Here is a 20,355-nt window from a genome sequence, read left to right on the forward strand (position 1 = left end):
GGTATTTCGTCTCAGCCTGGCTGACGTGTGGATTCGACCCGCTTACCGAGGGAGAATTCCACAGCCGCTTCCACATGAATGGCCGTGGAGTCAAACCCAGGCAAGGGCAACTTGTCCGTTTCCAGGATCATGCAGATTTCAGTGCACCCGAAAATCACGGAGTCGGCACCCTGGGCCCTGGCTTTTTCGATCAAGGACACCAGCACATCGCGGGACGAATCCAGCACCTTGCCGACGCTAAGTTCGTCAAAGATGATGTTGTGCACCCGAGTGCGGTCATCGGCGTCGGGAACCATGACGTGGATGCCATGCGGCTTCATGCGTGCAGAATAGAAGCCGTTCTCCATGGTGTAGCGCGTGGCGATCAGCAAAGGCTTGCTGCAGCCTGCCGCCTTGAGACGCTTCGCAGCTTCATCGACGATGTGGATGAAGGGTAGATCCGTCGCGGCCTCAACCGCATCTGCCACCAGGTGCATCGTGACCGCGCATATCATTACGCACTCAGCCCCGCCAGCCTTCAGGTTACGTGCCGCCTGGGCCAGTCGCGCACCTGCTTCGGCCCAGCGGTTTGACTTTTGCAAGGCCACGATGTCCTGGAAGTTTACGGAATCCAGCAGGATCTCTGCCGAATTCAGCTCGCCCAAGTGCCGGTTCACGGCCTCATTGACCTTGCGGTAGTAGACGGCCGTGCCTTCGAAGCTCATGCCGCCGATCAGGCCGATTTTTTTCAGTGCCATAAAGTGTTTCCTTTTCTCAAATGCCCTTTGAAGGCTCGCAAAAATGATGGAACCATGCCGACTCGGACGAAACTTACAGGTACAGCTGGCCGCTGGCGGCCACCGCTGCCTCGCCGCCGATGCGCACGCGCAGGACTTCGCCTTCGCGCTCCCATGAAGCGTGGACCTCGCCGTCACGGCCAATCTCGATACCTTGTTCGGCAACATAGCTACCTGTCGCTTCCCCGGCATGCTTGTGGCGCGCGATGAAAGCCGCGACCGAGCCATTGCCGGAACCGCACACCGGGTCTTCGGCGACGCCCTCGCCGGGCGCGAAGGTCCGCACACGGATGCGCACGGGACCAGCGTCGCCGCGCTCCACGAACACCGTCAAACCAGCCGCACGCAGTGCCTTGCATTCGCGCGCGATCAAACCCTGGTCGGGAACGAGCCTCGAGATGGCCTCGAACCGGGACAGTTCGACGACGAGCCAGGGCGCGCCGGTCGACACGACCTCGAACGGGCTGTCGGCCAGGTCGGACTCGGCGCAGCCGAGCATCTGCGCCACGGTTTCGCGCGTAAGCCCAGTATCGCGGTAGGCCGGGGCGCCCTGCGTCATGCGCAACAGGGTGCCCGATGCGGACCGGATGACTTCGACCGGCACGATGCCGATGCCGCATTCCTGGCGCAGCAAGGTGGCGTTGGCCTTGTCCGGGTAACGCGCCAGCACGGAGTGGGCTGCCGCAACCGTTGGATGGCCGGCGAACGGCAGCTCATTCATTGGCGTGAAGATGCGGACGCGATAGTCGGCATCCGGCGTGCTTGGCTTGAGGATGAAGACCGTCTCCGACAGATTCATCTCGCGCGCGATTTTCTGCATTGTCTGCGGAGATATGTCGTCGGCATCGAACACGACGGCAGCGGGGTTGCCATAGAGCGGCTGGCGGGTGAAGGCATCGACTTGGACAAAATCGAGTGGCATGGAATCTCCTCATGGCGAAATCGAGCTTCGAGTATATGGATTGATACACTTCACGTAAACATATAAAGTGTCACGAAACACTTTTGCGATATTTCCGATATGCGTTTGAAATCTCCATGGATTCCACGGCTTGCCGCGGGTCCTGTCGCCCCCTCGGATCAGCTTGTGACGGCACTCGCCGACGACATTCTTGAGGAACGACTCCATACAGGCGACAGGTTGCCGCCGCACCGCGACCTGGCCGACACACTCGGGATAGGTGTGGGCACGGTGACAAAGGCCTACGGCATCCTGGAACGCCGCGGGCTGGTGCGTAGCGTCAAGGGCAGTGGTACCTTCGTGGCCCTGGCGCAGGCCCGGCGCGGGCCGCTCATCGACCTGTCCCGCAACGCGCCGCCGGCGGTGATGAGTGACCGCTTGTTGGCCCGCACGCTCATGGCGATCGCCAGGCGCGTCGATTCGGGCATGTTCAACGACTACCCGCCGCTTGCCGGCCATGACGAACATCGCCGGCTGCTGGCGCGCTGGTTCGCCAGGCTGGGCATGGATGCCGATCCCCGCCGGTGGTCCTGACTGGCGGAGCGCATCATGCGGTTTCCCTCGCGGTATCGGTATCGGTGGCGTGCGGGCCCGGCGGCACCTTGTTTACCGAGGCGGAGACCTATCCGGGCGCGATAGCACTTGCGCGCCACCAGAGAACCCATCTCGTAGGCGTGTCGATGGATGGAGAGGGCGTCGTCCCGGAAGCGCTTGATCGCGCGCTGTCAGCGCGCCGTCCCGGTCCCGCCGCGCTCTACGTGACTCCGACGATGCAGAATCCCACCACGGCCACGATGGGCCGGGCGCGGCGCGAGGCGATAGTCGCTGTGTGCCGCGACCATGACATCGCGATTATCGAAGACGATGTTTACACGCTCGCCGCCGACCGCAAGCTCCCGCAGCTCGCCATGCTGGCGCCTGAACGAACCTTCTACGCCAACAGCATGTCCAAGACCTTGAACCCGGCGCTCAGGATCGGCGGATTGGTCGCACCGGAGCCGATGTACGCGCACATCGAGGCAGCTTTGCAGGCGACGGCGATCATGGTGCCGCCACTGAGTTGCGCTGTCATGGAACAGTGGCTGATCGACGGAACCGCTGAAGTCGTAAGCCGGTCAATCCAGGACGAATCGGATCGCCGCCTTGCACTGGCGCGATCCATGCTGGGCGCGATGATGCGCGAACCCGGTCATCAGGGCTATCACGTCTGGCTGCCGATGCCGAGGCTTGAAGCACAAGGCCTGGAGCATGCGGCAAGCGCGCTGGGCGTGCTGGTCACGCCGCCATCTTCCACCGCTGCCGATACCGAAGCGCCGGATGGCGGTGTTCGCCTCTGCCTCGGTGCACCGTCCATCGCTGATTTGAGCACGGCCCTTTCGGCCATAGCAAGACTGCGGCTTGAAGTCCGCACGGCTGATTCCCGACTGATTCTGTAGAACCAGGACTGAAACAAAAAAACGCGCTGCTCCCATCGAGGGATTGCGCAGTTTTTCTTTGGCGCATAGCTGTTACAGCTCGGCCTTGCGTACCCGTGCGTCGTCGGCTGCGCGAATCTTCTCCGCCGCCTTCTTTCCAGCCAGGAAGGCGTGGTCGGAGTTGTAGTACTCCCACTCGCTGTAGCGGCCCGCCAGCGTGATGTCGTACTGCTCCAGCCACCGCTTCACCGTCTCCACGTTCTTCGCGCGCGCATGGTCGTAGACCACGTAGGCGTAAGGCATGTCGGTCAGGTTCGCGGCCAGGATCTTGTCGTTCTCCTTGATCATGCCGACCTTGATGCAGTCCTCGATCGCGCGCCGGATCAGGGCGTCGCCATCGACCGGCAGCGGTTTCCACGGCGAGTACGAGATCTCGCAGGTAAAGCCGAAGCCGCCAGGCGCATTGCACTCGGGGCTGGCATTGCCCTGCACGAAGATGCGGTGGAAGATCGTGTCCTCCGGGTAGTAGATCCAGTGCTTGTCGGTCGCGTTCGGACGGTCGATGCCGATGTTCACGTTGCGGATCGAGATGTGCTTCAGGCCGTTGGCTGCGTCGCGTACTTCCTGCGGAGCTTCGTCGCCGATCATCTTGATCAGTTCCGGCAGCGGCATGGTGCTGATCAGGTCGTCGTAGCGGAAGCGGCGGCCGTCGGCCAGCGCGATCAGGTGTTCCTTCGGCAGGATTTCCACCACGCTGGCGTTCAGCTCGATCTTGCCGCGGATGTGGGGCAGGAAGCCGTTCATCAGCGCCTGGAAGCCGCCCTTGAGCGGGTAACCGAAGCGGGCATTCGGTCCCATCGGTTTTCCGACCGGTTCCAGCGCGCCTTCGATGATTTCCTCGAGGTTAGGCAGCGGCACGCGCCCGCCCAGCCACGAGGTCTCCATCTCGGTCAGCGGCACCGTCCACAGCTTCTTGTTGTACGGGATCGCGAAGTGCTTGGCGATGCCCGCGCCCCACACCTTGTAGATGAACTGCTCGAAGTTCTTCACTTCGCCCGGCTTGCTGGCGCTGCTTTTCGCGATGTCCACGGTGCCGTCGGCGCAGCAGTCTTCCATGCCCTTGTCGCACTTGTCGTCGACCGCGGGGCCCGGCGCTTCGCCCGGCACGGCGTTGAGGTCGCCGAAGCGCGCTTCCATCGCGCCGACGATGCATTCCTTGATCACGGCCGGCGGCAGGCCGTACAGCGCGCCCTGGAAGGGGTAGCGGGTGAACACGTTCTTGCTGTACACCCAGGCTTCGCGGTTCTGCCAGTGGATGTTGGACCCCAACAGCACGTCGTACAGCTTCAGCACGTACGGGTCGTTGGAGAACATGATGTGGCCGGCGTAGTCGAAGGTAAAGCCGTTGTCCTTGATCGAGCGGCACCAGCCGCCCACGGTCGCATTGCGCTCGATGAGCAGGGTGTCCGAGCCCAAGTGGTAGGCCGCCGACAGGCCGGTCGGTCCGGCTCCGATGATGACGGCCTTGACCGGTTCCAGCGGACGCTGGGCCGTTGCGTCGATGACGGCGCCGCCCTTGGCGCTTTGCTGCGGCGCGCTTGAGGCCTGCGCCGGGCGGCTCGACTTTGCGCCGCGCGGGGCCGCATCGATCAGGCTGCGCATGCGGTCGACCGTCACGTCCCACGAGGTGCCGGCGACGATGCCGCGCATGGTGTCGACCATCGCCGCTTTCTGTTCCGGGTTCATCGCAATCGCTTCGTCGCAGGCGCGGATGAATTCCTCATGGGTGTGGGCGATGGCCACCACGTGGCCGTAAGGCATCTTGACATCGGTGATCGGGGTCGAGACGATCGGCAGTTCGGCCGCCATGTATTCCAGCACCTTGGTCGGGCTGATGAATTTGGTGGAGTCGTTCAGCGCGAATGGCAGCAAGCACACGTCCCAGCCGGCCAGGAATTGCGGCAGCGCGTCGTACGACTGCTGGCCCAGGTAGTGGATGTTGGCGCGCTGCGGCAAGGTGGCCGGGTCGATCTTGACCACCGGACCCACCAGCACGATCTGGTATTCCGGGCGCGCGTCGGCCAGCGCCGTCAGCAGGTCGATGTCGAAACGCTCGTCGATCACGCCGTAGAAGCCCAGGCGCGGGTGCGGCATGGCGTCGTGCGAGGCGTGCGCGCTGTCGCGGTTGAGCGCCTTGCGGAAGTGGACGGCGTCGACGCTGCTCGAGAAGCAGTGGGCATTGGCGTGGCGCTCGCGCTTGGCTTCGTACAGGCTGGGCCCGCCGGTGAACACGATGTCGGCGATGCCCAGCAGCGCGGTTTCGCGCTGCAGCAGCTGCTTGGGCGAATTCTTGAAGGCGGCCAGTTCGTCCATGCAGTCGTACACCACCAGCGACGGGTGCAGGCCCTGCAGCAGCGGCAGCGCCATCGGCGTGTAGAACCAGACGATCGGGTCTTCGCCTTCGGAGACCAGGTTGGCCAGCAGCGGCTTGAGCGAGGGAATCTGGTCGTCGTGGAAGCCCCACGCGGCGATGTTGGTGTGCGGCTGGCACACGGTGACGTTAGGGGCCACCTGCGTCTTGCGCAGGAAATTGCCGCCTTCATGGTGGATCGGTTCCTCGACCATGATGATCTTGTAGTGGTTGGCAAGGCGCGTCAGCAGGTGCTGCGGACGTTGAAACACGAAATCCCAGCGCAGGTGGCAAAAAACAATAATAGTAGGCATTCCAAACTTCCTTTCGCCCTGGCGGGGCAATAGTGGTTTCTCGGTTAGATTCGAGTGACGTCAATGCGTGTGCCGCGCGTCGCCGCGCTGATCGTTTCAAGCGGTATCTTGGGAACGCGGTCGGCCGTCAGCAGGCCGTTGGCCTCCTGGAAGGTGTCGGCGAACTGGGTATAGCAAAAGCCGCTGAACATGAAGGTCTCGTTGGCCACCTGCAGCAGCTTGCTGTAGAGCTCGGCATACTCCTGTTCGTTGTTGGCGCGCGAATAGCCCCAGGTATACACCACGGTGCTGCTCTTGTCGTAGGCGATGCCGCCGAACTCGGTCAGCACGATCGGCTGTCCGCGATGCGGGAAGCCGTCCAGCGTGAGGATGCGGCCGCCCGGACGGCGCTGGTCGAACAGCGTGCGTACCGGATCGGCCACTTCGTATTTGGCGCGCAGCTTCTCGGGGTCGCCCTCGTAGTCGTGGATGCCGAGGATGTCGGTGGCCGAGGCTTCCCAGCCGTCGTTGCCGATCACCGGGCGGGTGGCGTCGAGCGTTCGGGTCAGGTGGTACAGGGCCTCGACCGCGTTGCGGTGGGCCTGGGTCGAAGTCAGGTTCGGCACGCCCCACGATTCGTTGAACGGCACCCAGACGATCACGCAGGGGTGGCTGTAATCGCGTTCGATGGCCTCGATCCATTCGCGCACCGAGCGTTCGATCGCCCGCGCGCTGAAGCGGTAGGCCGACGGCATTTCTTCCCATACCAGCAGGCCCAGCTTGTCGGCCCAGTACAGGTAGCGCGGGTCTTCGATCTTCTGGTGCTTGCGCACGCCGTTGAAGCCCATCGCTTTGGCCAGTTCGACGTCGCGCTTGAGCGCATCGTCGCTGGGCGCCGTCATCAGGGTGTCGGTCCAGTAGCCCTGGTCGAGCACGAGGCGCAGCGGATACGGGCGGCCATTGAGCATGAAGCGGTCGCGGTTGATGTTCACCGAGCGCAAGTGCGGTGTACCCGAAAACCGCACCGTGTCGAGCAGCTAGGCCGCGGTAGCCGCAGCGTGACTTCGCATCAAGCAGGGTGGGCGCTCTGACTCCACAGCATCTTCGTTGCGCAGAATCGTCGATGCCGCGAGGTCGGAAGCCGCGATCTTTGCGGGGTCGCTTTCCTGCCCCAGAGCAGCTTGTACAGGTCGTCGGCCAGCAGCTGGTCGCCATGCCAGATCTTCACTTCCACCATGAGGTCGTCTTCGATGTCGCCGGCCGCCAGGATTTCGCAGCCGATCTCGAAGCCGTCGAAGTACGGCGTCCAGCGCAGCGCGCGGATGTAGGTAGCCGATACGCGCTCCAGCCACACCGACTGCCAGATGCCGGTGGTGCGCGGGTACCAGATCGAGTGCGGCTCCAGCAGCCAGTCCTGCTTGCCGCGCGGCTTGGCCAGGTCGTGCGGGTCGTCCATCGCCTGCACCGTCAGCACCTGCGGGCCGCCGCCGCGCAGCGCGTTGGTGATCTCGGCCGCGAAGGGCGTGTGGCCGCCCTCGTGCTCGGCCACCAGCACGTCGTTGACCCACACGCGCGCGCTGTAGTCGACCGCGCCGAAGTGCAGCATCACGCGGCCTTCGCCTTCGCCGGCGTCGAATTCGCGGCGGTACCAGACCACCTTGTGGAAGCCGGTGTCGCCGATGCCGCTGGCTTTCGATTCGGGGCAGAACGGCACCTTGATCTGGTGGGGCCACTCGATCGGGTCGGTCGGCAGGTGGTAGCGGTGAGCGTCGTCGAAGGCGAATAGCCAGGTCCCGTTCAGCGAGGTCCAGCTGTCGCGCACCAGTTGCGGCCGCGGATACATGAAGTCGGTCATGGGGTCCTCGTGGTCTCAGGTTGGCAGCAGCAGTGCGGCGTGGCGCCCGCCGCCGGTGTTGAAGCGCGCCACCACGGCGGCGCCGGCAGCAGCGCCCACGCCGGGGCGGCACAGGGCGACCACGGCGCCACCGAAGCCGGCGCCGGTCAGGCGCGCGCCATGTACGCCGTCGGATTCGCGCAGCAGCGCGGTCAGTTCGTCCAGTTCGGGAATCGATACCTCATAGTCGTCGCGCAGGCTGAAATGCGAGTCGTTCATCAGTTCGCCGAAGCGTTCGGGGCTGACGCCCTTGCATGCTTCGAGCACGCGGTTGTTCTCGCTCACTACGTGGCGCGCGCGCTTGCGCAGCGGTTCGGGCAGCGCTTCGACCTTTGCCACGTCGGTGACGTCGCGCAGCGCCACCACGCCCAGCGCCTTGGCGGCCGCTTCGCATTCGGCGCGGCGCTCGTTGTAGGCGCTGCCGGCCAGGGTGCGCGGCATGCCGGAATCGATCACGATGATTTCGCTGCCGCCGGGGACCGGCAGCAGCCTTGTCTCCAGCGTGCGCGCGTCGATGAACAACATGTGTTCGCTGTCGGCCAGGCTGGACGCCATCTGGTCCATCACGCCGCACATCACGCCGGCATATTCGATTTCGGCGCGCTGGGCGATCAGCGCCAGGTCGCGGTCGTTGAGTTCGAAGCCGGTCAGCTCGCGCAGCGCGCGCAAGGTGGCTACTTCCAGCGCGGCGCTGCTGGACAGGCCGCTGCCCAGCGGCAGGTTGGAGTTGACGTGGATGCGCAGGTTGGGAATGTCGGCGTCGCGCTCCTGCAGCAGCCGGATGCAGCCTTCGATATAGCGCGCGAAGCCTTTGGGCGCGGCTTCGTCGCGGCGGAAGGTGACCGAGCAGCCGAGCGTGGCCGAATACAGTTCGAACACAGGCTGGTCGTTGTGCCCGATGCTGACCGTGGTGGCTTGCGGCGTGGCGACCGGCAGCATGAAGCCGTCGTTGTAATCGGTGTGTTCGCCTAGCAGGTTGACCCGCCCGGGCGCGAATGCTTCCACGTAGGACTGGCCGCCAAAGAACTCGTCGGCGCTGGTGCCGCGCTCGCGGTTGGCCACGTCGTGGCCTGTGGATGGATTGGGCATGTTCAGTCCTCCAGCGTAACGTTGACGGCTTGCAGGTCGGCCGCTTTTTCTTCCGGCAGCGCGTCCATGGCGAACATGCCGGCGCCCAGCTCGGTGCCGGCCAGGAATTTGAGGCGGTCGCGGGTGCGGTAAGGCGGCGAGAACTGCGTATGCAGCTGGGTCTCGGGATGCGTCTTGCCGTCGGTCGGCGCCTGGTACCAGGCCATCAGGTAAGGGAAGGGGCGCTGCCACATCCCTTCGTACTTGAGCAGCACGGTCTTGAGCGCGCGCGCCAGGTCGGCGCGCTGCGCATCGTCCAGCGATGCAAAGTCCTGCACCTGCCCGATCGGCGTGACCCACACTTCATACGGATAGCGCGCGCAGGCCGGCACGAAAGCGCAGGCATGCGGGCCGTGGTAGATCATGCGCACGCCGGCGTCGATTTCCTTACGCACCAGGTCGGGCAGCAGCGGGCGGCCGTTCTTTTCGAAGAATGCCTGTTCCTGCGACAGCATCCGCGCCGGCACCGGCGGCATGAAGGGATAGGCGTAGATCTGGCCATGCGGGTGGTGCAGGGTGACGCCCACTTCGACGCCGCGGTTCTCGAACGGCAGCACGTACTTGATCTGCCCGGTCTGCGCCAGCCGGGTGGTGCGGTCGGCCCACACCTGGAACAGCAGTTCGATGCGGCCCAGGTCCAGCATGTTGAGCGCAGAGCCTGGGTCCTGGGTGAACACGACCACCTCGCACTTGCCGTTCGCCGGCGCGGTTTGCACTGTCAGCTGCGGCGGGTCGTGCGAGTCGAGCGCGAGCGAAGGGAAGCGGTTGTCGAACACCGCGATTTCGTAGTTGCCTTGCGGGAGTTCTGTCGGGGCGGCCGGGTCGGTGGTGACCGCCAGCGGGTTGTACTGGGGCGGCGGCTGGAAGGTGCGGTTCTGGCGGAACGCGGCGTAGGTGATCCACTCGCCGCGCAGCGGATGCCAGCGCAGGTGCGGGTTGGCGTTGGCCGGTTCCGCGAACGGGCTGGGTGCGCCGGCGACGTGGTCGATCGGCGTGCGGCTGTACAAGGCCAGCTTGCGTCCGTCCGGTTTATCCAGTTCCAGTATGTGCATCGTTTTGCCCATGTCGCACCGCATTCGGCTGAGATCGCAGATGTAACAAGCGTAACATGTGGACCTTTTTTGAAAGTTTTCATTTATGCATTGCAATGTTTTCGATAGGAATTAGCTATTATCGAATTTTCAAAGAAAGCGCGATGTTCGTGGCCTGGCTGCACGGCAGGGAAGCGAGCCCAAGGAGAGAACTTGCTGCTTGTCAGCGTCGTAGGACCGATCCGACGAGGTCGCGGGAGCGCGTCCTGCAAGCACTCTGCGGCGCAAGCGGGCGTTCAGCTCAATGCAGGTGGCACAGCGGGTGCAGGCGGGCGGCGATCACCATGCGCGCGTTGGAAATACGGCTGCGCACCGTGCCGATCGGGCACAGCTGGGCGTCGGCGATCTCCTGGTAGCTCAGGCCGTCGATTTCGTGCATGGTGATGGCGGCGCTGTGCTCGGGCGCCAGGCTGGCGACGGCGCGGTCGACGATCTCGGCCATCTGCTTGCCCTGAAGGATGTCTTCCGGCGTGACGATGTCGGCCTGCAGTTCGGGATTGGCGTCCGGGCTGCCGGAGTCGGGTGTCTCGCCGCGGGTTTCCATCTGGCGCCGCTTGCCGCTCATGAAGGCGGTGGCGGTGTTGATGGCGATGCGGAACAGCCAGGTGTAGAAGGCGGAGTCGCGGCGGAAGGCGCCGATCGCGCGGTAGGCGCGCACCAGCGTGTCTTGCAGCACGTCCTCGGCGTCGGCCGGGTCGTGCACCGTGCGCATGATCAGGCGCAGGAGTTTCGCCCGGTATCGCGCAGCGAGCTGGTCGAAGGCACAGCGGTCACCGTCCTGTACCCTGATCACCAGCAGGTCGTCCGGTTCGCGTTGACTTTTCATGGCCCGTCCCGACGTCTTGCAGTATCTGCCGGCTGAACCGGCATGCAAGAATCCTAGCATGAGCTTTTTGGTTCGCTGCGTCCATTTCCGTTAGAACAGGAATCATAGGATCCAAGCGCCGGGCGATTCCGGTGGGTGGATCGAGGGTCAGCCCTTCATTGCCTCGGTTGCCGCCTCGTCGATCAATGCAGCCACTTCGACTGGCATGGACGCGAGCGAAGCATGGCTTGCCTTCAAGGTAATGACCTTCCTGGCGCCGAGCCGCGCCGACATGCGTTCCTGGTTCTCCGGCGCGATCATCCTGTCGTCGCTGGAGATCTGGTACCACGATGGTTTCTTTCGCCATGCGGGATTCGTGACGGTGTCGCCGAAGGTGCTGGCGAGAGGGGCTTTCTGCGTCACGCTCATCACCAGCCCTTCGTCGGCAGTCAGGTCCTGGCCGAAGCTTTCATGGAATTTTTCGCGCTTGATCCACAAATAGCCATCGCTGTCGGGCGCCAGGTTGGCTGCTGCAGCGGGTATATGTTGCTGGGTAATTCCGCCCGGACTCTCGCCGGCGTCCGGGGCAAACGCGGCGATATAGACCAGGCCGACCACATTTGCCTGATCGCCGGCTTCCGTAATGACGGCGCCACCATAGGAATGACCCACCAGCAGGACCGGGCCTCCCTGTTGCGCGACCATTTTGCGCGTACGTTCAGCATCGTCCGCAAGCGACGTCAAGGGCAGTTCAACAGCGCAAATGGACGTATAGCCCTTGCGCGAGAGCTCGACGATGACCTTGTTCCAATGCGCGGCTCCACCCCAAAAACCATGTACCAAAACAATCGTAGGCTTAGTGCTCATGATTTGATTCCCCTCAGCATTTAGAGACGACTCACCGATGTGTTGCCCAGCGTGGCCCGCCGGCGTTTCGGACCGCATCGGCCACCATATACCCATCGACATCATGCGGCAACCGCCGTGCCTGCTACCCGGCGGACGGCGATCCCTTTCGTCTGGTCGGAAAAAAAGCCGAACGGATTGTTCGGCTTGGCCGGATGCTGGCGCCGTTGCGCCAGCGCCACGTCGCGATCAGGCGTTGGCCAGGTCCAGGCGGGTGCTGGTCTTGCCGCTGGCGTAGCGGGCGGCCCCCAGGTCTTCGAACGGGATCGCAGGGCGCTTGGCCGACATCAGGTCGGCCAGCAACTGCGCCGAACCGCAGGACATGGTCCAGCCCAGGGTGCCGTGGCCGGTGTTGATGAACAGGTTCTTCATCGAGGTGCGGCCGACCACCGGGGTGCCGTCCGGCGTCATCGGGCGCAGGCCGGTCCAGAACGAAGCTTCGGCGGTGTTGCCGGCGCCAGGGAACAGGTCGTTGACGACCATTTCCAGCGTTTCGCGGCGGCGCGGGTTCAGGCGCTTGTCGAAACCGGACAGCTCGGCCATGCCGCCGACGCGGATGCGGTTGTCGAAACGGGTCACGGCGATCTTGTAGGTTTCGTCCAGGATGGTCGAGACCGGGGCTGCTTCGGCGTTCACGATCGGCACGGTGATCGAATAGCCCTTCATCGGGTAGACCGGGATGTCGACCACCGGCTTGAGCAGTTCGGTCGAGTAGGCGCCCAGCGCCACCACGTAGGCGTCCGCCTTGACCAGTTCGTCGCCGCAATGCACGCCGGCGACCGCGTTGCCGGCGAAGGCCAGGCGGTCGATCGGGGTGTTGTAGCGGAACTTGACGCCCAGCGCCTCGGCCATCGCGGCCAGGCGGGTGGTGAACAGCTGGCAGTCGCCGGTTTCATCGTTCGGCAGGCGCAGCGCGCCGACCAGCTTGCCGCCGGCCTTGGCCAGCGCCGGTTCGGCCGAGCCGAGCTGGTCGCGGGTCAGCAATTCGTAAGGCACGCCCGATTCCTTCAGCACGTCGATGTCCTTGGCGGCGTTGTCGAACTGCTGCTGGGTGCGGAATAGCTGCATGGTGCCGCGCTGGCGGCTTTCGTAGGTGATGCCGGCTTCGTCGCGCAGGATCTTGAAGCAGTCGCGGCTGTACTCGGCCAGGCGCACCATGCGTTCCTTGTTGACGCTGTAGCGGTCGGAAGTGCAGTTGCGCAGCATTTCCCACATCCACTTCAGCTGGAAGGTGGTGCCGTCCGGCGTGATCGACAGTGGAGCGTGGCGTTGCAGCATCCACTTCATGGCCTTCAGCGGAATGCCGGGCGCGGCCCACGGCGAGGCGTAGCCGGGCGAGATCTGGCCGGCGTTGCCAAAGCTGGTTTCCAGCGCGGGGCCCGGCTGGCGGTCGATCACCGTGACCTCGTGCCCGGCCTTGGCCAGGTAATAGGCACTCGTTACGCCGATAACGCCACTGCCCAGGATCACGATGCGCATGCTTGCTCCGCTTTGTAGATTTAGATGGATTTTCCAGAAGTCCCGCTATAGTATTTGCATAAAGCTAGTGTTTGTTCACGTTTTGATGGGTAAATTCAGCGGATATTCATGAGAATCCAAAAGCAGTCCAACCGCATGCTCGACAAGCTCGACCGCCACATCCTGAAAATCTTGCAGGAGGAGGGACGGATCTCGATGAAGGACCTGGGCGAACGCGTGGGCCTGTCGGTGACGCCGTGCATCGAACGGGTCAAGCGCATGGAGCGCGACGGCGTCATCAGCGGTTACCACGCCAAGGTCGACGCGGCCGCGCTCGGCTCCAAGCTTCTGGTCTTCGTGGAAATTACCCTCAACCAGAAATCGGCCTCGGCCTTCGAGCAGTTCCGGCGCGAGGTGCTGCGCATTCCCCAAGTGCAGGAATGCCACCTGGTGTCGGGCGACTTCGACTACCTGATCAAGGCGCGCATCCACGAGATGGCGGAATACCGCAAGCTGCTCGGCGACATGCTGCTGCAGCTGCCCGGTGCGGCCCAGTCGAAAAGCTATGTGGTGATGGAAGAAATCAAGGAAACGCTGGTGCTGCCGACCGACCTATAGAGGCTTGACCGGCGCGCGTGGCGGCGTGCCGGATATTTTTTGATCCGGCCGGCGATTGACCTCGCCAAGCCGTGACTCATTGCCTACACTGGGTTTAGTCGTCATGCATTCACGGCCGTGACGATCTGCTGCTTTTTGGCTGCGCGCTACCGCACGCTGGAAGAAGGATTGCAGGCCCATGCACGGCACAGCGCGTGTTTTCGAGGACTCAACTGAGGAACCATCATGCGCACAATTCATGCCATCGCCCTCGCGGCTGCACTTTCATTTGGAATCGTCGCCCCTGCCATCGCCCAGGAGCCCATTACCGGCACCACGGTCGTCATTCCGGGCGAGGCGCCGAGGCCCAAGCTCGACAGCGAGACGATGAAGGATTACAAGGGCAAGTTCCTGCTGTCGAACGGCAAGACCCTGATTGTCGTCACCCGTGGCAAGCGCCTGTTTGCCGAAATGGACGGCCAGGCTGCGGTCGAGCTGATCCCGTCCGGCAAGAACGTCTTCGTCGCTCGCGATTCGGAAATGATGTACATGTTCGACCAGATGTACGAAGGCAAGAAAACCGACATCCTCATCAAGCCCAAGAGCCTGAAGATCGGCTGAGCGGCAGCGCCTGAAGCAGTCGCGGCGGCGCACGTGCGGGGCGGATTTCGTCCTGCGCGGCGGCCGCATGCGTGCTGCAACGGCGGCTTCATGCGGCGCCTTCGCATGGCATCGGCCGCGCCTCTTTCACCTCCCGTTTATCCGCCCTTTTTTGCAGCCTGTTCCGCATTTTTTGCAGCCGGTCCCAATCTGCTGGCGGCATGCGTGCGCTGTTTCTACACTTGCCGCAGTCGTCATGCATTTCAAGAGCCATGACGATCTGATGCTTCAAAACGGTCGCGCGCTGCTGCAGCTATGCTGCAAGCCCCTGGCGAGCTGCGCGCATGCTTCTTCATGCCACTCATCAGATTGGATCACATCATGCGTACACTTTCCGCCATCGCTTTCGCGGCAGCCACTTCCTTCGCCTTCGCCGCCCATGCCGCTCCCGCCGAGGATACCTCGGTGCCGGTTCCCGGCAAGACCACGAAGTACAAGCTCGATTCCGAAGACTTCAAGTACTACAAGGGCAGTTATGTCCTGTCGAACGGCAAAACGCTGACGGTGCACAACCGCGCCACCCGCTTCTATGCGCAAGTCGAGGGCGAACGCGCGGTGGAACTGATTCCTGTCGGCGTCGACGTCTTCATGACACCCGATGCCGACACGATGTATGTGTTCGACCAGTTCCACGAAGGCGGCCGCAGGGATGTCGTGATCGCGCCGCGCAACCGGCAGCTGGGTTGATCCTTGGCCGGCGCGCCGGCTAGGCGTGCGGGTGCAGCCGGAACGCGGCGCGGATGTCGCCGACGACGCTGCCGCGCACGTTCTTCAGCGCGGGCCGGCGGTACTGCTCCAGCATCGCGGCGCGGCGCGCGTCCAGCAGGCCCAGTTGTTCGAGCACGCTCCAGGTCGCGGTGTGCAGCGCGCGGCCCGTACCGTCAAGGATCTTGATGGCGATGCCGATGCCGGCGGAGCGGATGCCGATGGTTTGCACCGCATCCGCGCCCACCTTGCTGACCCAGTCGCCCGCTCCCGCTTCCATGTAGTGCAGGTCGCAGCGCGCCTCGCCCGACACCAGGTCGGGATGCATGGTCATCGCATCGAACAGGTCGCCCATCACGCTGCCGAGGCGTGGATCGCGGCCGCCTTGTGCAAGGCGCGCATACAGGTGTGCCAGCTGCGAGAGCGGCAGCGCGTAGTTGGGCGCCGAGCAGCCGTCCATCCCGGAGGGCATGCCGGACAGCCCGGTCTCGGCTTCCAGCGCGGTGCGGATCGCCTGCTGCAGCGGGTGGACGGGACTGATGTAGTTGTCGGTCGGCTCGCCGTGCATGCGGCACCAGGCCAGGAAGCCGCTGTGCTTGCCCGAGCAGTTGTGATGGAGCTGGGTCCATGTGCGGTCCTGCGGCGCGCCCATGCCGACCGCTTCGTAATACAGCGGCACGGCGCAGCCGCACTCCAGGTCCGACTCGTCCATCCCGATTTTCCCGAGTATCGATTCGACGGCGCGCAGGTGCTTGTCCTCGCCCGAATGGCTGGCGCACAGCAGCGCGAGTTCGGGTCGGGTCAGGCCGAACCTGGCGGGGCCATCGGCCAGCATGAAGGGCAAGGCCTGGAAGGGCTTGAGCGCCGAACGCGTGAAGGTCATGTAGTGCGGATCGCCCGCGGACCACAGCAGCTTGCCGTGCAGGTCGACGACCGCGACCGAGCCGAGATGGATATTTTCGACCACGTTGCCGGTAGCGGGGTAGCCGCGCGTGGTTTCGACGAGTGGAACTGCTTGCATGCTGGCCCCCGGCTGGTTGGATGAGCTCCAATGTAAACCAAAAGCGGGCGTTCGTTTGCGTTCGGCAGCGGCGTCGGAACGCGCGTGGAACGGTGAACGTTCAGTGCGGGCCCGCCGCTCGTGCCAGGGCATTGCCCAGGGTATCCTGGAAATTGAGGACCTTCAGCAAGCCCATGCTGTTCACGCTCGAATGGATGACGGTGTGGGTTCGGATCAGCTGGTCGTTCAGGCTGTTCTGGATCACGGTCCCGCCCAGCGTCTGCGGCGCCATGGCCACGGCGTAAATGTTGCCGTGGCCGTTCTGGACCAGCCTGACGGAAGACAGGGCTTCGCTTGTTTGCAGCGCCTGTTCCGCGCTCATTCGGCTGAGGTCGGTGAGCTGCAGGCTGGTGCGCGACACGACATTGCCGTTGATCGACACTTCGCGCTCGATGCCGAGCGACAGTTCCAGTCCGGAGGACAGCCGGAAGCCGCCGCGCGCCTGTACCAGCACGCTGGCATCGACCGGTGTCCACTGTTCGGCAGGCAAGCCGTGCTGCTGCGCGTGGCAGGATGGCTGCCACGCAGCCAGCGCCATCGCCACGGCGGCGCATGTAGTTCGGATGCCTGGCATGGTGGTGCTCCTCAGAATTCACCGGCGCCGAGTTTCGGCAGGGTCATCGTGGCGAGCGAGCCGCGCCCGAGGCCCTGGTCCAGCGGCGCAAGCGGCGCGGCGCGCCAGTCGGCGGCGCTGTTGAACGCAGGCGCCGCGCCGCCGTGGATAACGAACAGCAGGCGGTTGCTCCAGATGGCCTCGAAGGCCTCGCGCGTCAGCATGCGGGTTCCGCTGGACGGATCGCCGACCAGCACGCGGCCGCCGGCCACGCCCTTGATCACGACAAAGTGGTGGTAGCCGTGCTCGGACACCAGCACGATGGCCGGCAGCCGCGCGTCGGCCAGCTTTTGCAGCGGCAGCTGGAAGCCGTCAGCCTTGTAGCCGCGGCCGGAGAGGAAGCGCTGCATGTCGAGCAGCGAAAAGCCCTCCTTGCGGATGCGGGCCTGGTCGCCGCGCATGAACATGGCCTCGAACACCTGCTGTTCGCTGACCGGGTCGCGGTAGTGGTGGGTGAGCAGGGTGGCAAGCGCCGCCGAACCGCAGCTGAAATCGAACTGCTGGCGCATGGTGGTAATGAAGCGCAGCTGTTTGATGCTGGCGAGCGGCACGCGCATGTGCGCGCCGCCGACGGCCAGGTCGATGGCGGCGGCCGGAGCGCAGGCCGCGGACGCCAGCAGCGCCATGGAAGCGGTCAGCAGGCGCCTGTTCATTTCAGCTGCAGATTGATGACGGTGGCGTTCTGGATCAGGACATTCGCGCCGCTGTTCTGGATCACGATAGGCACTCCCGAGGCATTGACGAACGATCCCGACTGGATGATGTTGGCGCCGGTGGCGACATTGGTGGCGGCGTTGCCGCTGGCCGTGCCACTCAGCCTGGTGTCGCTGGCAATGCCGCCGTCGCCTCCGCGCGCATCGTCAAGCAGCAAGGCTGGTGCGGGCGCGCCGAAGCCGCCGGCATCGTCCTTCGCGGCGGCAGGCAATTTATCCGCCAGCAGGGCGAGTGCACTGTAGACAGTGTTTGCGTCGACAGCGTCGGCCGGTGGGTATATCCCTGGTTCGGCGGCGTGCGCCCACGGTACCACCAGCGCGGCGCACAGGCCGGTGGCGATGCAGCAGTGCAGGTTCATAGTTTCTCCTCATGTGGGTGAAAAACGCCGCGCCCCGGAAAGGGCGCGGCGCCGAACCGTGTTACCGGCCGACCGTGAGGTTGGCCTGGACGTTGACGCTCTGCTGCACCAGCGACGAGAAGCCGCTGTTCTGACTCACCACCATGATGGCGGCGGCCGACTGGCCGACGTTGCTCATGGTGCTGCTCATGTTGAAGCTGCCCGCGTCGACCGAGGTAGTGCCGGCCGCGCCGCCGGTACCGCCGCCGCCTGCGCCACCCGTGCCTGCGCCGCCGGTGTTGGTCCCGCCATCGCCGCCCGCGCCACCTTCGCCGCCCGCGGCATTACCCACCGTGGCCGGGCCGTTGGCGGCCGCGCCGCTGGTGGCCGCACCGCCTTCCGCACCGCTGCCGCCGGTGTTCGAGGCGCTGCCGCTGGATCCGTCGGCGCCGCCGTCTGCGCCAGCCGCACCTGCGCCGCCGGTGGACGTACCGCCCGCGCCGCCTGCCGCACCCGCGCAACCAGCACCGGCGGTACCTGCTTCGCCGGTGCCGCCGGTGCCGGTTGCGGTGCCGCCCGCGCCGCCTGCTTCACCGCCGCCCGCGGTGGTGTCGCCCGCCGCGCCGCCGCTGGTGGTCAGCATGCCGCCCGCGCCGCCAGTGCCGCTGGTGGCGCCGCCACCGGCAGCGCCATCGCCGGACGTCTGGTTGCCGCCGCTGCCTTCGCCGCCCGCGCCGCCAGGGCCACCCGCGTCGCCGGAGCCGGCCGCGCCGACTTCAGCGCCGCCTGCCGACGCCGATGCGTCGCCGCTGGTGGCCGAACCGGCATGGCCGCTGTGATCGCCCGAGGCGTCGGCCGACGCGCTGCCGCCTGCGCCGCCGGCGCCGCCATAGCCGCCCGCACCACCGGCGCCGCCGACGCCGCCGGTGGCGCTGCCATTGCTGCCGCCGCTGCCGCCGTAGCCGCCGGTGGCGTCGCCGGACGAACCGCCGTCGCCGCTGGCTGCGCCGCCTGCGCCGCCAACCGCGCCGAGCGCCAGGCCGGCTGCGCCGCCAGAACCGCCAGCGCCGCCGGTCGCGGCGCTGGCACCGCCGACGCCGCCCACGCCTTCGCCACCGGCGCCGCCGCTGCCGCCGTAGCCGCCCGCGCCGCCTGCGCCGCCCGCACCGCCGGCGCCGCCCGCGCCGGTCGCGGCGCCTTCCGCATAGCCGCCCGAACCGCCTGCGCCGCCGGTGGCGTTGCCGGTGCTGGCCGCGCCGTTGACCGCGCTGCCGTTGCTGGCTGCGCCGCCATAGGCCCCTGCGCCGCCCGCGCCGCCCGCGCCGCCCCTAGCGCCGGCGCCCGCGCCGCGGCTGACTGCCGCGCCGCCGCCGGTACTGGCCGCACCCACGCCGCCGGTGGCGCTTCCGTCGGTGCTGTCGCCGGTATGGCTGGCCACGTTGCCGTTGCCGATGCTGTTGATGGTGTTGCCGGATACTGTGCCGCTCAGCGTGCAGTTGGCGGTGGCGGTGGCGGTGTTGAACGAATCGGTCATGTTCGACGTCGCCGTGGAGCCGTTGTTGGCTGCCGCAGCGGCCGCCGAACTGGCGTCGGCATCGCTCGCACTGTTGTTCTGGCCGGTGCTGTTGTCGTTGCGGTCGGTCTGCACCGCGATCGAGTATTCATTGGCCTTGGCGCCATACCCGGACTGGGTGTTTTCGGCGCTCGCGGTCTGCGTCATTGCGCCGCCGGTGCTGCCGGAAGGATTGGTCGCGGTGTTGTTTGGATTGGCGTACGCTTCGACGCTGAACGCCAGCGTGATTGCTGCAGCCATGAGAGAACGTTTCATCAGATTTTCTCCGAGAAACCTCGTCCTTCAGAGGGTGTCGCAAAAGCCCTCTGCGCGATAAAATATTGCTCAGAATGAAACGCCAGGAACCGACAATGAGCAGCACCCGCAAATTACCTTCGCCCGACGTTCCGCAGTACGATTTGTTTGGCGGCGTGCCGGCAGGTTCGGATGCGCCGGCTCTGCAGACGGCGGTCCATAGCGGTCGGCGTTTCGTGACGGGCGATGCCAACGCCATTTTCCTGGGGACGATGCGTCTGGAAGAACATCTGAAGCGTTCTGGCCAGCATGCTCCATTTACCGTGGCCCGTCTGCTCGGAGCACAAGACTGGCAAGCGTTTGAGCGGCGCTACGCTGCAACTGGCCGCGCTCCCTATGCGCCGCAACTGATGGTCGGCCTGATCCTGTACGGCGTGATGCAAGGGGTGCATTCCCTGCGCGAATTGGAACGGCTGGCGCGACTCGATCTCGGATGCATGTGGGTGACCGGCGGCATCGCGCCGGACCATGCCAACATTGGACGCTTCATCGTCCAGCATGAAGCGTCGCTGACCCGGGATTTCTTTGAATCGCTGACCGGGTCGATTTTGAAAGCGACGGGTTCTGGCAGCGCTCGGTTGGCCGGTGACGGCACCGTTATTGAAGCGGCTTGCTCGCACTACAATCTGCTCAAGGAAGAGGCCGTCAAGGCGCGCGCAACAGCG

The 20,355-nt window shown here is 65.1% G+C and carries 21 protein-coding genes; 6 read left to right on the top strand and 15 right to left on the bottom strand.

Going from position 1 to position 20,355, the window contains the following annotated elements:
- Positions 1-11: 11 nt before the first annotated feature.
- Both D3872_RS05610 and D3872_RS05615 read right to left on the bottom strand, forming a co-directional pair.
- On the bottom strand, positions 12-737 hold the full coding sequence (locus tag D3872_RS05610) for an aspartate/glutamate racemase family protein (protein WP_119809859.1): 726 nt from the start codon (positions 735-737) through the stop codon (positions 12-14).
- A 73-nt stretch (positions 738-810) separates the two neighbouring features.
- A complete protein-coding gene (locus D3872_RS05615; protein ID WP_119809860.1) occupies positions 811-1,698 on the bottom strand; it encodes a PhzF family phenazine biosynthesis protein in 888 nt (295 codons plus the stop codon).
- A gap of 99 nt (positions 1,699-1,797) precedes the next feature.
- On the opposite strand from D3872_RS05615, the gene D3872_RS26960 reads away from it, so the two are divergent.
- Together D3872_RS26960 and D3872_RS26965 are read left to right on the top strand one after the other, a co-directional pair.
- Complete coding sequence (locus D3872_RS26960; RefSeq protein ID WP_220476892.1) at positions 1,798-2,271, top strand: GntR family transcriptional regulator; 474 nt, start codon at positions 1,798-1,800, stop codon at positions 2,269-2,271.
- A 44-nt stretch (positions 2,272-2,315) separates the two neighbouring features.
- On the top strand, positions 2,316-3,173 hold the full coding sequence (locus D3872_RS26965; protein WP_274381692.1) for an aminotransferase-like domain-containing protein: 858 nt from the start codon (positions 2,316-2,318) through the stop codon (positions 3,171-3,173).
- Between the two features lie 72 nt (positions 3,174-3,245).
- Here the strand turns inward: D3872_RS26965 and D3872_RS05625 are convergent, their stop codons facing one another.
- The 8 genes from D3872_RS05625 to D3872_RS05660 all read right to left on the bottom strand — a co-directional run bounded on the left by D3872_RS05625 (position 3,246) and on the right by D3872_RS05660 (position 13,158).
- Positions 3,246-5,876 carry an NAD(P)-binding protein gene (locus D3872_RS05625; protein ID WP_119809861.1) on the bottom strand — a complete coding sequence of 877 codons (2,631 nt, stop codon included), beginning with the start codon at positions 5,874-5,876 and terminating at the stop codon, positions 3,246-3,248.
- 44 nt (positions 5,877-5,920) lie between these two features.
- Positions 5,921-6,847 carry a glycoside hydrolase family 2 TIM barrel-domain containing protein gene (locus D3872_RS26340; RefSeq protein WP_229459180.1) on the bottom strand — a complete coding sequence of 309 codons (927 nt, stop codon included), beginning with the start codon at positions 6,845-6,847 and terminating at the stop codon, positions 5,921-5,923.
- Positions 6,848-6,924: 77 nt separating this feature from the next.
- Positions 6,925-7,710: a sugar-binding domain-containing protein gene (locus tag D3872_RS26345; protein ID WP_119809862.1), complete on the bottom strand. Its 786-nt coding sequence runs from the start codon at positions 7,708-7,710 to the stop codon at positions 6,925-6,927.
- A 15-nt stretch (positions 7,711-7,725) separates the two neighbouring features.
- Positions 7,726-8,838 carry a galactokinase gene (gene galK / locus D3872_RS05640; protein WP_119809863.1) on the bottom strand — a complete coding sequence of 371 codons (1,113 nt, stop codon included), beginning with the start codon at positions 8,836-8,838 and terminating at the stop codon, positions 7,726-7,728.
- Between the two features lie 2 nt (positions 8,839-8,840).
- Positions 8,841-9,929: a galactose-1-phosphate uridylyltransferase gene (gene galT / locus D3872_RS05645; protein ID WP_119809877.1), complete on the bottom strand. Its 1,089-nt coding sequence runs from the start codon at positions 9,927-9,929 to the stop codon at positions 8,841-8,843.
- A 280-nt stretch (positions 9,930-10,209) separates the two neighbouring features.
- Positions 10,210-10,794 (bottom strand): sigma-70 family RNA polymerase sigma factor, encoded by a 585-nt coding sequence (locus D3872_RS05650; RefSeq protein ID WP_119809864.1) that lies wholly within the window; start codon positions 10,792-10,794, stop codon positions 10,210-10,212.
- A 147-nt stretch (positions 10,795-10,941) separates the two neighbouring features.
- Positions 10,942-11,640, bottom strand: a complete 699-nt coding sequence (locus D3872_RS05655) for an alpha/beta hydrolase (protein ID WP_119809865.1) — start codon at positions 11,638-11,640, stop codon at positions 10,942-10,944.
- Between the two features lie 228 nt (positions 11,641-11,868).
- Positions 11,869-13,158 (bottom strand): D-amino acid dehydrogenase, encoded by a 1,290-nt coding sequence (locus D3872_RS05660; protein WP_119809866.1) that lies wholly within the window; start codon positions 13,156-13,158, stop codon positions 11,869-11,871.
- Positions 13,159-13,266: 108 nt separating this feature from the next.
- Between D3872_RS05660 and D3872_RS05665 the strand changes: the two genes are divergently transcribed.
- The 3 genes from D3872_RS05665 (at position 13,267) to D3872_RS05675 (ending at position 15,081) form a co-directional block, all read left to right on the top strand.
- Positions 13,267-13,755, top strand: a complete 489-nt coding sequence (locus tag D3872_RS05665; RefSeq protein WP_119809867.1) for an Lrp/AsnC ligand binding domain-containing protein — start codon at positions 13,267-13,269, stop codon at positions 13,753-13,755.
- A 225-nt stretch (positions 13,756-13,980) separates the two neighbouring features.
- Positions 13,981-14,355 carry a hypothetical protein gene (locus D3872_RS05670; protein WP_119809868.1) on the top strand — a complete coding sequence of 125 codons (375 nt, stop codon included), beginning with the start codon at positions 13,981-13,983 and terminating at the stop codon, positions 14,353-14,355.
- Between the two features lie 360 nt (positions 14,356-14,715).
- Entirely contained in the window at positions 14,716-15,081 is a 366-nt protein-coding gene (locus D3872_RS05675; protein ID WP_147373809.1) for a gel scht, read from the top strand.
- A 19-nt stretch (positions 15,082-15,100) separates the two neighbouring features.
- On the opposite strand, the gene D3872_RS05680 is transcribed toward D3872_RS05675, so the two are convergent.
- From D3872_RS05680 to D3872_RS25215, 5 genes are all read right to left on the bottom strand, one after another.
- A complete protein-coding gene (locus D3872_RS05680; RefSeq protein ID WP_119809870.1) occupies positions 15,101-16,120 on the bottom strand; it encodes an asparaginase in 1,020 nt (339 codons plus the stop codon).
- 100 nt (positions 16,121-16,220) lie between these two features.
- Positions 16,221-16,733, bottom strand: a complete 513-nt coding sequence (locus D3872_RS05685) for a hypothetical protein (RefSeq protein WP_229459181.1) — start codon at positions 16,731-16,733, stop codon at positions 16,221-16,223.
- Positions 16,734-16,744: 11 nt separating this feature from the next.
- The gene (locus tag D3872_RS05690; RefSeq protein ID WP_119809872.1) at positions 16,745-17,425 is read right to left on the bottom strand and encodes a C39 family peptidase; all 681 of its coding nucleotides are present in this window, start codon (positions 17,423-17,425) and stop codon (positions 16,745-16,747) included.
- Complete coding sequence (locus D3872_RS05695) at positions 17,422-17,844, bottom strand: hypothetical protein (protein ID WP_119809873.1); 423 nt, start codon at positions 17,842-17,844, stop codon at positions 17,422-17,424. Before D3872_RS05695 ends, D3872_RS05690 begins: the two co-directional genes overlap by 4 nt.
- A gap of 61 nt (positions 17,845-17,905) precedes the next feature.
- Positions 17,906-19,651 (bottom strand): hypothetical protein, encoded by a 1,746-nt coding sequence (locus tag D3872_RS25215; protein ID WP_147373810.1) that lies wholly within the window; start codon positions 19,649-19,651, stop codon positions 17,906-17,908.
- A gap of 95 nt (positions 19,652-19,746) precedes the next feature.
- Here D3872_RS25215 and D3872_RS25990 point away from each other — a divergent pair.
- On the top strand, positions 19,747-20,355 hold a 609-nt coding region (locus tag D3872_RS25990), incomplete at its 3' end, for a transposase (RefSeq protein ID WP_220476894.1).

This window comes from Massilia cavernae (assembly GCF_003590855.1).
Classification (GTDB): Bacteria; Pseudomonadota; Gammaproteobacteria; order Burkholderiales; family Burkholderiaceae_D; genus Telluria_A; species Telluria_A cavernae.

Bases quoted from the DNA above. Each gene is read 5' to 3' on its own strand.
- D3872_RS05610 (WP_119809859.1), bottom strand. From the start codon at position 737: ATGGCACTGAAAAAAATCGGCCTGATCGGCGGCATGAGCTTCGAAGGC.
- D3872_RS05615 (WP_119809860.1), bottom strand. From the start codon at position 1,698: ATGCCACTCGATTTTGTCCAAGTCGATGCCTTCACCCGCCAGCCGCTC.
- D3872_RS26960 (WP_220476892.1), top strand. From the start codon at position 1,798: ATGCGTTTGAAATCTCCATGGATTCCACGGCTTGCCGCGGGTCCTGTC.
- D3872_RS05625 (WP_119809861.1), bottom strand. From the start codon at position 5,876: ATGCCTACTATTATTGTTTTTTGCCACCTGCGCTGGGATTTCGTGTTT.
- D3872_RS26345 (WP_119809862.1), bottom strand. From the start codon at position 7,710: ATGACCGACTTCATGTATCCGCGGCCGCAACTGGTGCGCGACAGCTGG.
- galK (WP_119809863.1), bottom strand. From the start codon at position 8,838: ATGCCCAATCCATCCACAGGCCACGACGTGGCCAACCGCGAGCGCGGC.
- galT (WP_119809877.1), bottom strand. From the start codon at position 9,929: ATGCACATACTGGAACTGGATAAACCGGACGGACGCAAGCTGGCCTTG.
- D3872_RS05650 (WP_119809864.1), bottom strand. From the start codon at position 10,794: ATGAAAAGTCAACGCGAACCGGACGACCTGCTGGTGATCAGGGTACAG.
- D3872_RS05655 (WP_119809865.1), bottom strand. From the start codon at position 11,640: ATGAGCACTAAGCCTACGATTGTTTTGGTACATGGTTTTTGGGGTGGA.
- D3872_RS05660 (WP_119809866.1), bottom strand. From the start codon at position 13,158: ATGCGCATCGTGATCCTGGGCAGTGGCGTTATCGGCGTAACGAGTGCC.
- D3872_RS05665 (WP_119809867.1), top strand. From the start codon at position 13,267: ATGAGAATCCAAAAGCAGTCCAACCGCATGCTCGACAAGCTCGACCGC.
- D3872_RS05670 (WP_119809868.1), top strand. From the start codon at position 13,981: ATGCGCACAATTCATGCCATCGCCCTCGCGGCTGCACTTTCATTTGGA.
- D3872_RS05675 (WP_147373809.1), top strand. From the start codon at position 14,716: ATGCGTACACTTTCCGCCATCGCTTTCGCGGCAGCCACTTCCTTCGCC.
- D3872_RS05680 (WP_119809870.1), bottom strand. From the start codon at position 16,120: ATGCAAGCAGTTCCACTCGTCGAAACCACGCGCGGCTACCCCGCTACC.
- D3872_RS05685 (WP_229459181.1), bottom strand. From the start codon at position 16,733: ATGCCAGGCATCCGAACTACATGCGCCGCCGTGGCGATGGCGCTGGCT.
- D3872_RS05690 (WP_119809872.1), bottom strand. From the start codon at position 17,425: ATGAACAGGCGCCTGCTGACCGCTTCCATGGCGCTGCTGGCGTCCGCG.
- D3872_RS05695 (WP_119809873.1), bottom strand. From the start codon at position 17,844: ATGAACCTGCACTGCTGCATCGCCACCGGCCTGTGCGCCGCGCTGGTG.
- D3872_RS25215 (WP_147373810.1), bottom strand. From the start codon at position 19,651: ATGAAACGTTCTCTCATGGCTGCAGCAATCACGCTGGCGTTCAGCGTC.